Origin of the sequence: Acidovorax sp. YS12 (assembly GCA_021496925.1) — a bacterium.
GTDB lineage: Bacteria > Pseudomonadota > Gammaproteobacteria > Burkholderiales > Burkholderiaceae_C > Paenacidovorax.
The window spans coordinates 2,621,284-2,631,096 of the sequence record CP053915.1 but is presented as its reverse complement, the minus strand read 5'-3'; the positions used below and the strand labels follow the sequence as shown (position 1 = coordinate 2,631,096).

The following is a 9,813-nucleotide window of genomic DNA, read 5'->3' as shown; positions in this document are numbered from 1 at the left end:
ATACTGAAATGTCTCGCGTAGCAAAATCCCCCGTGGTCATTCCCGCAGGCGTGGAAGTGGCCCTCACCGCAGAGAAGATCAACGTCAAGGGCTCGGGCGGCGCGCTGTCCGTCGCTCAGAACGCGCTGGTCAAGGTGGCCAACAACGAAGGCAAGCTTTCGTTCGAGCCCGTGAACGACTCCCGCGAAGCCAATGCCATGAGCGGCACCGTGCGCCAGCTGGTGAACAACATGGTGGTCGGCGTGAGCAAGGGCTTCGAGAAGAAGCTGTCGCTGATCGGCGTGGGCTTCAAGGCCGCCGCATCGGGCTCGAAGCTGAACCTGAGCGTGGGCTTCTCGCATCCCGTGAATTTCGAGATGCCCGCCGGCGTTACCGTCGCTACCCCGACCCCGACCGAAATCGTGGTCAAGGGTGCCGATCGCCAGGTCGTTGGCCAGCTGGCCGCTGAGATCCGCGCCGTTCGTCCTCCCGAGCCCTACAAGGGCAAGGGCATCCGTTACTCGGATGAGAAGGTCGTGATCAAAGAGACCAAGAAGAAGTAAGGAGCTGCAGCATGTTGAACAAGAAAGAGCAGCGTCTGCGTCGTGCCCGTCAGACCCGTATTCGCATCGCCCAGCAAGGCGTTGCCCGCCTGTCGGTGAACCGCACCAACCTCCACATCTACGCCAGCGTGATTTCTGGCTGCGGCACCAAGGTGCTGGCCTCTGCCTCCACGGCGGAAGCCGAAGTGCGCACCCAGCTGGGTGCCGCTGGCAAGGGTGGCAACGTGGCCGCCGCCACGCTGATCGGCAAGCGCATTGCCGAGAAGGCGAAGGCCGCCGGTGTTGAGAAGGTTGCTTTCGACCGTGCAGGTTTCGCCTACCACGGCCGCGTCAAGGCCCTGGCCGACGCAGCCCGTGAAGCAGGTCTGCAGTTCTAAGCGGAGCGGATAAAAATGGCTAAATTTTCCCCCAAGGTGCAAGACGAAGGTCGTGACGACGGTCTGCGCGAAAAAATGATCGCGGTCAACCGCGTGACCAAAGTCGTGAAGGGCGGCCGTATCCTCGGCTTCGCAGCACTGACGGTGGTCGGCGACGGTGACGGCCGCGTTGGCATGGGCAAGGGCAAGTCGAAGGAAGTGCCCGCTGCCGTGCAGAAGGCAATGGAAGAAGCCCGCCGCAACATGGTGAAGGTGTCGCTGAAGAACGGCACGATTCACCATAACGTGACCGGCCACCATGGCGCTGCGGTCGTGATGATGGCTCCGGCTCCCAAGGGTACCGGCATCATCGCCGGCGGCCCGATGCGCGCCGTGTTCGAAGTGATGGGCATCACCGACATCGTGGCCAAGAGCCATGGTTCGTCCAACCCCTACAACATGGTCCGCGCCACGTTCGACGCCCTGACCAACTCCACCACCCCGGCGGAAGTGGCAGCCAAGCGCGGCAAGTCGGTCGAAGACCTGTTCGTCTGATCGGAGTGTGAAATGACGACACAACAAACTGTCAAGATTCAGCTGGTTCGCAGCCCGATCGGCACCAAGCAGTCGCACCGCGACACGGTGCGTGGCCTGGGCCTGCGCAAGCTGAACAGCGTGAGCGAGCTGCAGGACACGCCTGCGGTGCGCGGCATGATCAACAAGATCAGCTATCTGGTCAAAGTCCTCTGAGAGGTTGATGATGGAACTCAATAGCATCAAGCCTGCAGCGGGTGCCAAGCACGCCAAGCGCCGCGTGGGCCGTGGCATCGGCTCCGGCCTGGGCAAGACCGCCGGCCGTGGCCACAAGGGCCAGAAGTCGCGTTCGGGCGGCTACCACAAGGTAGGCTTCGAAGGCGGCCAGATGCCGCTGCAGCGTCGTCTGCCCAAGCGCGGTTTCAAGTCGCAGTCGCTGAAGTTCAATGCCGAAGTGACCCTGCGCACGCTGGAGCAGCTCGGCCTGGCCGAAGTCGATGTCGCCGCCCTGAAGCAGGCAGGTCTCGTGCCCGCCATTGCCCAGGTGGTGAAGGTCGTCAAGCGCGGTGAACTCACCAAGGCCGTGAAGCTCACGGGCGTCGGTGCCACCGCAGGTGCCAAGGCTGCCATCGAGGCGGCTGGCGGCAGCTTGGCCTGATAGCCGTTCTGAAAGAGGACATCCGTGGCTACTAGCGCAGCTCAGATCGCAAAAACCGGCAAGTTCGGCGATTTGCGTCGCCGCCTGGTTTTTCTGTTGCTCGCGCTGGTCGTGTACCGCATCGGGGCGCATATCCCCGTTCCGGGCATCGACCCGGCGCAACTGCAGCAGCTGTTCAATGGCCAGCAAGGCGGCATCCTGAACCTGTTCAACATGTTCTCGGGTGGGGCGCTTTCGCGCTTCACGGTCTTCGCGCTGGGGATCATGCCGTACATCTCGGCATCGATCATCATGCAGCTGATGACCTACGTCGTTCCGACGTTCGAGCAACTGAAGAAGGAAGGCGAAGCGGGCCGCCGCAAGATCACCCAGTACACCCGTTACGGGACGCTGGGCCTGGCGATTTTCCAGTCCCTCGGCATCGCCGTGGCGCTGGAAAGCTCTGCCGGCCTGGTGTTGAGCCCTGGTTTCGGCTTCCGCCTCACGGCGGTGGTCAGCCTCACGGCGGGGACCATGTTCCTGATGTGGCTGGGCGAGCAAATCACCGAGCGCGGTCTGGGCAACGGGATTTCGATCCTGATCTTCGGCGGTATCGCCGCGGGTCTGCCAGGCTCCATCGGCGGGTTGCTGGAACTGGTGCGTACCGGTGCCATGAGCATCATCGCGGCCATCTTCATCGTGGTGGTGGTGGGCCTGGTGACCTACTTCGTGGTGTTCGTCGAACGTGGCCAGCGCAAGATCCTCGTGAACTATGCGCGGCGCCAGGTGGGCAACAAGGTGTATGGCGGCCAGTCTTCGCATCTGCCGCTGAAGCTGAACATGGCGGGGGTGATTCCTCCGATCTTCGCTTCGTCGATCATCCTGCTGCCCGCGACGGTCGTGAACTGGTTCAGCGCAGGCGAGTCGATGCGCTGGCTGCGCGACATCTCCAGCACGCTGACCCCCGGCCAGCCGATCTATGTCCTGTTGTACGCAGCGGCCATCATCTTCTTCTGCTTCTTCTATACCGCGCTGGTTTTCAACAGCCGCGAGACGGCAGACAACCTGAAGAAGAGCGGCGCCTTCATCCCGGGCATCCGCCCTGGTGAGCAGACTGCGCGCTATATCGACAAGATCCTGGTTCGGCTGACGCTGGTGGGTGCGGTGTACATCACCTTCGTGTGCCTGCTGCCGGAGTTCCTGATCCTGAAGTACAACGTTCCGTTCTACTTTGGTGGTACGTCGCTCCTGATCATCGTCGTGGTCACCATGGACTTCATGGCCCAGGTGCAGAACTACATGATGAGCCAGCAGTACGAGTCGCTTCTGAAGAAGGCCAACTTCAAGACGACGCTCAACGGCTGAGATAGAGGAAAATGTCCCCCTTGCGCCAACGCATGGCGGGGCCCGTGAGGTAAACCGGCTTCCCTGCCCAGTCAGGGAAGCCAAGTTCCGGGAAGTTGGCCGGAACGGATGGACTAGTTTTAGGAGAATGAAATGAGAGTTTCGGCTTCGGTCAAGAAAATCTGCCGCAACTGCAAGATCATCCGCCGCAAGGGTGTGGTGCGCGTGATCTGCACGGATCAGCGCCATAAGCAGCGCCAAGGTTGATTTGGAAAGTATTAGAGGACGCATATGGCACGTATCGCTGGCATCAATATCCCGCCGCATAAGCATGCTGAGATTGGCCTGACCGCCATCTACGGCATCGGTCGCACCCGCGCTCGCAAGATTTGCGAAGCCTGTGGCATCGAGTACTCCAAGAAGGTCAAGGACCTCACGGACGGTGATCTGGAAAAAATCCGCGACCAGATCGCCCAGTTCACCATCGAAGGTGACCTGCGCCGTGAAACCACGATGAACATCAAGCGCCTGATGGACATCGGTTGCTACCGTGGTTTCCGCCATCGCCGTGGCCTGCCCATGCGCGGCCAGCGTACGCGTACCAACGCCCGTACCCGCAAGGGTCCGCGCAAGGGTGCAGCGGCTCTGAAGAAATAAGAGATTGAAAGATCACTATGGCCAAGTCTCCTGCCAATAACGCCGCAGCACGCGTCCGCAAGAAGGTTCGCAAGAACATTTCCGACGGCATCGCCCACGTGCATGCTTCGTTCAACAACACCATCATCACGATCACCGACCGCCAAGGCAACGCCCTGTCGTGGGCTTCCTCGGGTGGCCAGGGTTTCAAGGGCTCGCGCAAGTCCACGCCGTTCGCTGCACAGGTAGCTTCGGAAGTGGCTGGCCGCGCCGCCATGGAACAGGGGATCAAGAACCTGGACGTCGAGATCAAGGGCCCCGGCCCGGGTCGCGAGTCCTCGGTGCGCGCCCTGGGCGCACTGGGTATCCGCATCACGTCCATTTCCGACGTGACGCCGGTGCCCCACAACGGCTGCCGCCCGCAAAAGCGCCGCCGTATCTGATCTTTTCATAAGCCCACCGCCGCCTGCAGCTGAACAAGCCGCCGGCGGCTCCCGCAATGGTTTGCGGAAGATGACACAAGGAAGCTCAAGTGGCACGTTATCTCGGCCCCAAGGCCAAACTCTCCCGCCGTGAAGGCACCGACCTGTTCCTGAAGAGCGCCCGCCGCTCGATCGCGGACAAGGCCAAGTTCGACTCCAAGCCCGGCCAGCATGGCCGTACTTCTGGCCAGCGCACGTCCGACTACGGCCTGCAGCTGCGCGAGAAGCAGAAGGTCAAGCGCATGTACGGCGTGATGGAAAAGCAGTTCCGCCGCTACTTCGCCGAGGCTGACCGCCGCAAGGGCAACACCGGCGCCAACCTGCTGGCCTTGCTGGAGTGCCGCCTGGACAACGTGGTGTACCGCATGGGCTTCGGCTCCACCCGCGCCGAAGCGCGCCAGCTGGTGTCGCACAAGGCCATTCTGGTAAACGGCCAGGCTGTGAACATCCCCTCGTTCCTGATCAAGGCTGGCGATGTCGTGACCGTGCGCGAGAAGTCGAAGAAGCAGGGCCGTGTCGTCGAAGCGCTGCAACTGGCGCAGCAAGTGGGTTTCCCCGCATGGGTCGAAGTGGCCGCCGACAAGGCCGAAGGTACCTTCAAGAAGGTGCCAGATCGCGACGAGTTCGGTGCCGACATCAACGAATCGCTGATCGTTGAGTTGTACTCGCGTTAATCATTCGTCAAAAGAGTTCCTGGACCACGAGGCATCGTGGTCCAGGCGCTGCGTCAGCCTTACCGGCGTAACGAGCTGGGGGTATTGAGAGGAAGTCTGCATGCAAACCAATCTGCTGAAACCCAAGACGATCCAGGTCGAACAGCTGGGCCACAACCGTGCCAAGGTCGAGCTCGAGCCGTTCGAGCGTGGCTACGGCCACACGCTGGGCAACGCTCTGCGCCGCGTCCTGCTCTCGTCGATGGTGGGTTACGCAGCGACGGAAGTCACCATTGCCGGGGTGCTGCACGAGTACTCCTCGATCGACGGCGTGCAGGAAGATGTGGTCAACATCCTCCTGAACCTCAAGGGCGTGGTGTTCAAGCTCCACAACCGCGACGAGGTCACGCTCTCCCTGCGCAAGGACGGCGAAGGCGTGGTCACGGCCCGTGACATCCAGACGCCCCATGACGTCGAGATCATCAATCCTGACCACGTCATCGCCCACCTGTCGCAAGGCGCCAAGCTGGACATGCAGATCAAGGTGGAAAAAGGCCGCGGCTACGTGCCCGGCAACGTGCGCCGTTATGGCGACGAGCCGACCAAGACCATTGGCCGCATCGTCCTCGACGCATCGTTCTCCCCGGTCAAGCGCGTGAGCTACACCGTGGAAAGCGCGCGCGTGGAGCAGCGCACCGACCTCGACAAGCTGGTGGTGGAGATCGAGACGAACGGCGCCATCACGGCGGAAGAAGCAGTTCGCGCCTCGGCCAAGATCCTCGTGGAGCAACTGGCGGTGTTCGCCCAGCTCGAAGGCGGCGACATCGATGGCGTGCTGGCCGGCTCCGGCGCCTCGCGCAGCAGCGCGACGACGTTCGACCCGATCCTGCTGCGCCCCGTGGACGAGCTGGAACTCACCGTGCGTTCGGCCAACTGCCTCAAGGCCGAGAACATCTACTACATCGGCGACCTCATCCAGCGCACCGAGAACGAGCTGCTCAAGACCCCGAACCTGGGCCGCAAGTCGCTGAACGAAATCAAGGAAGTCCTGGCATCGCGCGGCCTGACCTTGGGCATGAAGCTCGAGAACTGGCCGCCCGCAGGCCTCGACAAGCGTTGATCTATAATCTTCGGCTCCCTCGCAAGAGCCAGTGCATCGGGCAGTACCTGATACGGCTGCCCGATTTAACTATGTAAAAGGAAAGCACCATGCGCCACGGAAACGGCCTTCGCAAACTCAACCGCACCAGCTCGCACCGCCTCGCGATGCTGCAGAACATGATGAACTCGCTCATCGAGCACGAGGCCATCAAGACCACCCTGCCCAAGGCCAAGGAACTGCGCCGCGTGATCGAGCCCATGATCACCCTGGCCAAGGAAGACTCGGTGGCCAACCGCCGCCTGGCCTTCAACCGCCTGCGCGACCGCGACAGCGTGACCAAGCTGTTCAACGACCTGGGCCCGCGCTTCAAGGCCCGTCCTGGTGGCTACACGCGCATCCTGAAGATGGGCTTCCGCGTGGGCGACAACGCCCCGATGGCCTACGTCGAACTGGTCGACCGTGCGGAAGAAAACGCACAAGCTGCAGATTCTTCCGCAGCAGCCTGAAAATAGGTTATACTAACTGTCTTGACGCGCGGTGGAGCAGCCTGGTAGCTCGTTGGGCTCATAACCCAAAGGTCGGAGGTTCAAATCCTTCCCGCGCAACCAACATGAAAAGGCCCTTGCTGAAAAGCAAGGGCCTTTTTCTTTGCCCGGCTCACTCAGGCCGGGCCGGCGCAGCCGCTGCGCCCATCCGTGCGCGGCCGCCACAGGCCGGGCCCCACGCGCCACGCCAGCACGCCAAAGGCCGCGCACCAGCTGCCGCCTGCCGCGGCCAGCCAGGCCTGGCCGAGGCCGTTCCAGGCGGCAATGGCGCGCAGTGCCGTTGCCAGTAACAGCAGGGCGGCCCCCAGCGGTATCCAGGGGCCGGTGTCCGGGTGCAGGCCCGCGTGGGCGCGGCCGGCGATGGCGATCACGATGAAGATACCCAGGCCCATGGCGCCCATGCCCAGCAGGTGCCGCCCGGCCGTGGCGCTCGGCTGCAGGCCGAGCGCCCCCAGCCCCAGGGCGCCGTAGCCCAGCGCCATGCAGACGTACATGGTGTACAGCAGCAAGGGAAAGCGCCTGCGCCACAGCGCGGGGCCGATGTGCCAGTCGTTGAGCAGGTGCAGCATGGCGGCGGATGCGGCCAGTGCGAGCCAGCCCGTGAGGGCGCTGGCGCCCACCCAGAACTCGGCCGCCGTGTACAGCGCGATGCACAGCGCTGCCAGGTTGCGCCGGGGCGGGCGCGCCAGATAGGGCGCCGTGCCAGGCGTGACCTGGTCGATGGCTGCATTGACGATGCGCATGGAGATGCGGCTGGCGGCCACCACGATGAGCAGCATCAGCAGCCCCAGGCTGGCATGCAGCCAGCGCAGGCCGCCGAGGCCGCGCAGCGCGTCGATGTAGAAGCCCGCGCTGGTGCAGGCCAGCCCGGCCAGCAGCCAGCCGAACGACGCATGCTTGCGCCCCGCCGGCGAGCGCAGGGCGGGCAGGGCCACGGCCAGCAGCGCCAGCGCCAGGCCGACCTGGCCGAACGCCGCCAGCGCCAGCGCGCCCGGCCCCAGCAGGCCCGAGGTCCACAGCCCGAGGCGCGCGCACCACCACAGCCCGGCCAGGGCGCGCAACTGGGCTGGGGTGGCGCCGGGTTCCCCGGTGAATTCCGGCAGGGCGGTGAGCACGAAGCCGGCCACGCCCGCCATGGCAAAGCCCATGATGAGTTCGTGCACGTGCCACACCAGTGCACCGCCCGCCACCGGCGGCAGCGGCCAGCCGGCGGCCAGCGCCAGGCTCCACAGGCCGAGCAGCAGCACCGCGCTGGCCATGGCCAGCAGGAAGAAGGGGCGCATGCCGCAGATCCATACCGGATGGCGGATGCGCAAGGGGTTCAGGGGAACGGGCATTTTCAAAAACCATAGCTGCCAGCGCTTGGCTGGCAAGGGCTGGAGGCCAATTTGGCTTGTAATGGGTGCATCACGGCGCATGCCAGGCGCCGGGGCCGCTGGCGGGCATCTGCCCCGCGCCCGGCAGGCTGAAGGCGGTGCGCACCGCCGGGTGCTGCTGCAGTTCGGCGGCGCATTGGTGCACCAGGGCGTCGTCGCGCGCCAGGGCGGCGCCGGGCGGCTGGTAATGGGCCACGATGCGCCCGGGCGCCGGGGCCATGACCAGCACGTCGTCCGCCAGGCGCACGGCTTCCATCAGGTCGTGCGTGATCAGCAGCACCGCCATCGCGGTCTGGGCCTGGCGCGCCAGCAGCAACTGGTGCAGCTGGTAGCGCAGGCCCACGTCCAGCGCGGCGAACGGCTCGTCCATCAGCAGCAGCGCGGGCTGCAGCACCAGCGCGCGCGCCAGCGCCGCGCGGCTTTGCATGCCGCCGGACAGCTCGGCCGGGTACTGTGCCAGGGCCTGGTCCGGCAGATCGAGCGCCAGCGCCATGTCCCGTGCGCGCTGGTGGCGTGCCTGCTGGCCCATGCCGCGCGCCTTCAGGCCCAGCGCGATGTTGTCGAGCGTGTTCATCCACGGCAGCAGGCGCGGCTGCTGGAACATCACGGCGGCGGGCTCCAGGGGTTGCACGATCTCGCCCTGCTGCGGTGCCAGCAGCCCCGCGCACAGGTGCAGCAGCGTGGTCTTGCCGCAGCCAGAGGGGCCGACCAGCGCCACGGTGCGCCCGGGCGGCACGGCCAGATCGACGCCATCGAGTACCACGGTGGGGCCGTAGGCGTGGCGCAGCGCGCGCACCTGCAGGCCGTCGGCGCTCATGCGCCCGCCTCGCGCCAGCGCTCCAGCGCGCGCTTGATGGGTTCCAGCAGCCCGTATTCGAGCAGCAGCAGGCTGCCGACGACGGCGCAGATCCAGGCCAGCGAGGCACCCATGTCCAGGTGCGCGCGCGTGACAGCCAGGGCCGCGCCCACGCCGTCGCTGGTAGCCAGCAGCTCGGCCATCACGGCCACCTTCCACGACGAGCCGAGCGCCGTGATCCAGGCCGGGAACAGGTAGGCCGCAACGTGCGGCAGATACAGGTCGATCAGGCGCATGCGCCAGGGCAGGCGGTAGGCGCGCGCCATGTCGCGCAGGTGCAGGTCGAGCGTGCGCGTGCCCTGCAGCGCGCCGGTGAACACCACCGGCAGGCAGGCCACGAAGACGGTGAACACCGGCGTGCCGTCGCCCGCGCCGAACCACAGCATGGCCAGCACCAGCCAGGCAATGGGCGGCATGCCCAGCAGCAGCGTGACCCAGGGGCGCGCCATCATGGCCGCCGTCATCGACAGCCCGGCCAGCAGCCCGAGCGCGCTGCCCACGCCCGCCGCCAGCAGCAGGCCCAGCAGCGCGCGCTGCGCGGTGGTGCGCAGCTCGGGCCAGGCCGCGCCCGATTGCAGCAACTGCCCCAGCGTGGCGAAGGTGGTGAGCGGATCGGGCAGGATCAGCGGCCCGTAGAAGCCCGCGCCCGCCTCCCACAGCGCGATGAACAGCAGCAGGCTGGCGATGGCGCCCCAGCCGCTCCACAGGTAGGCGGGCAGGCCGCGCAGCCCATGCCACAGCAGGCGCATG

At 65.2% G+C, this 9,813-nt stretch carries 15 protein-coding genes and 1 tRNA gene; 13 read left to right on the top strand and 3 right to left on the bottom strand.

The features are described from left to right. The first annotated feature begins 8 nt into the window (after nt 1-8). From rplF to YS110_12015, 13 genes are all read left to right on the top strand, one after another. Entirely contained in the window at nt 9-542 is a 534-nt protein-coding gene (rplF, locus tag YS110_12075) for a 50S ribosomal protein L6 (protein ID UJB65433.1), read from the top strand. An 11-nt stretch (nt 543-553) separates the two neighbouring features. Continuing rightward, nucleotides 554-919: a 50S ribosomal protein L18 gene (gene rplR, locus YS110_12070; protein UJB65432.1), complete on the top strand. Its 366-nt coding sequence runs from the start codon at nt 554-556 to the stop codon at nt 917-919. Nucleotides 920-934: 15 nt separating this feature from the next. Then, complete coding sequence (gene rpsE, locus YS110_12065; GenBank protein ID UJB65431.1) at nt 935-1,453, top strand: 30S ribosomal protein S5; 519 nt, start codon at nt 935-937, stop codon at nt 1,451-1,453. A 12-nt stretch (nt 1,454-1,465) separates the two neighbouring features. Beyond that, complete coding sequence (gene rpmD, locus YS110_12060) at nt 1,466-1,648, top strand: 50S ribosomal protein L30 (GenBank protein ID UJB65430.1); 183 nt, start codon at nt 1,466-1,468, stop codon at nt 1,646-1,648. 10 nt (nt 1,649-1,658) lie between these two features. Beyond that, on the top strand, nt 1,659-2,090 hold the full coding sequence (gene rplO / locus YS110_12055) for a 50S ribosomal protein L15 (GenBank protein ID UJB67436.1): 432 nt from the start codon (nt 1,659-1,661) through the stop codon (nt 2,088-2,090). 24 nt (nt 2,091-2,114) lie between these two features. Further along, nucleotides 2,115-3,434 (top strand): preprotein translocase subunit SecY, encoded by a 1,320-nt coding sequence (secY, locus tag YS110_12050; GenBank protein ID UJB65429.1) that lies wholly within the window; start codon nt 2,115-2,117, stop codon nt 3,432-3,434. Nucleotides 3,435-3,566: 132 nt separating this feature from the next. After that, on the top strand, nt 3,567-3,680 hold the full coding sequence (gene rpmJ, locus YS110_12045; GenBank protein ID UJB65428.1) for a 50S ribosomal protein L36: 114 nt from the start codon (nt 3,567-3,569) through the stop codon (nt 3,678-3,680). A 24-nt stretch (nt 3,681-3,704) separates the two neighbouring features. Beyond that, on the top strand, nt 3,705-4,070 hold the full coding sequence (gene rpsM, locus YS110_12040; protein ID UJB65427.1) for a 30S ribosomal protein S13: 366 nt from the start codon (nt 3,705-3,707) through the stop codon (nt 4,068-4,070). A 17-nt stretch (nt 4,071-4,087) separates the two neighbouring features. Further along, a complete protein-coding gene (rpsK, locus tag YS110_12035) occupies nt 4,088-4,492 on the top strand; it encodes a 30S ribosomal protein S11 (protein UJB65426.1) in 405 nt (134 codons plus the stop codon). Between the two features lie 89 nt (nt 4,493-4,581). Next, nucleotides 4,582-5,205: a 30S ribosomal protein S4 gene (rpsD, locus tag YS110_12030; protein ID UJB65425.1), complete on the top strand. Its 624-nt coding sequence runs from the start codon at nt 4,582-4,584 to the stop codon at nt 5,203-5,205. Between the two features lie 100 nt (nt 5,206-5,305). After that, a complete protein-coding gene (rpoA, locus tag YS110_12025; protein UJB65424.1) occupies nt 5,306-6,304 on the top strand; it encodes a DNA-directed RNA polymerase subunit alpha in 999 nt (332 codons plus the stop codon). An 89-nt stretch (nt 6,305-6,393) separates the two neighbouring features. Then, on the top strand, nt 6,394-6,792 hold the full coding sequence (gene rplQ, locus YS110_12020; GenBank protein UJB65423.1) for a 50S ribosomal protein L17: 399 nt from the start codon (nt 6,394-6,396) through the stop codon (nt 6,790-6,792). Nucleotides 6,793-6,817: 25 nt separating this feature from the next. Further along, nucleotides 6,818-6,894, top strand: a tRNA-Met gene (locus YS110_12015). A gap of 53 nt (nt 6,895-6,947) precedes the next feature. Here YS110_12015 and YS110_12010 read toward each other — a convergent pair. The 3 genes from YS110_12010 to YS110_12000 form a co-directional block, all read right to left on the bottom strand. Further along, nucleotides 6,948-8,168, bottom strand: coding sequence for an NnrS family protein (locus YS110_12010; protein UJB65422.1), 1,221 nt, complete (start codon nt 8,166-8,168; stop codon nt 6,948-6,950). Nucleotides 8,169-8,238: 70 nt separating this feature from the next. After that, nucleotides 8,239-9,024 carry an ATP-binding cassette domain-containing protein gene (locus tag YS110_12005; protein ID UJB65421.1) on the bottom strand — a complete coding sequence of 262 codons (786 nt, stop codon included), beginning with the start codon at nt 9,022-9,024 and terminating at the stop codon, nt 8,239-8,241. After that, the gene (locus YS110_12000; GenBank protein ID UJB65420.1) at nt 9,021-9,812 is read right to left on the bottom strand and encodes an ABC transporter permease subunit; all 792 of its coding nucleotides are present in this window, start codon (nt 9,810-9,812) and stop codon (nt 9,021-9,023) included. The genes YS110_12005 and YS110_12000 overlap by 4 nt, the downstream gene beginning before the upstream one ends. Nucleotide 9,813: the final 1 nt, after the last annotated feature.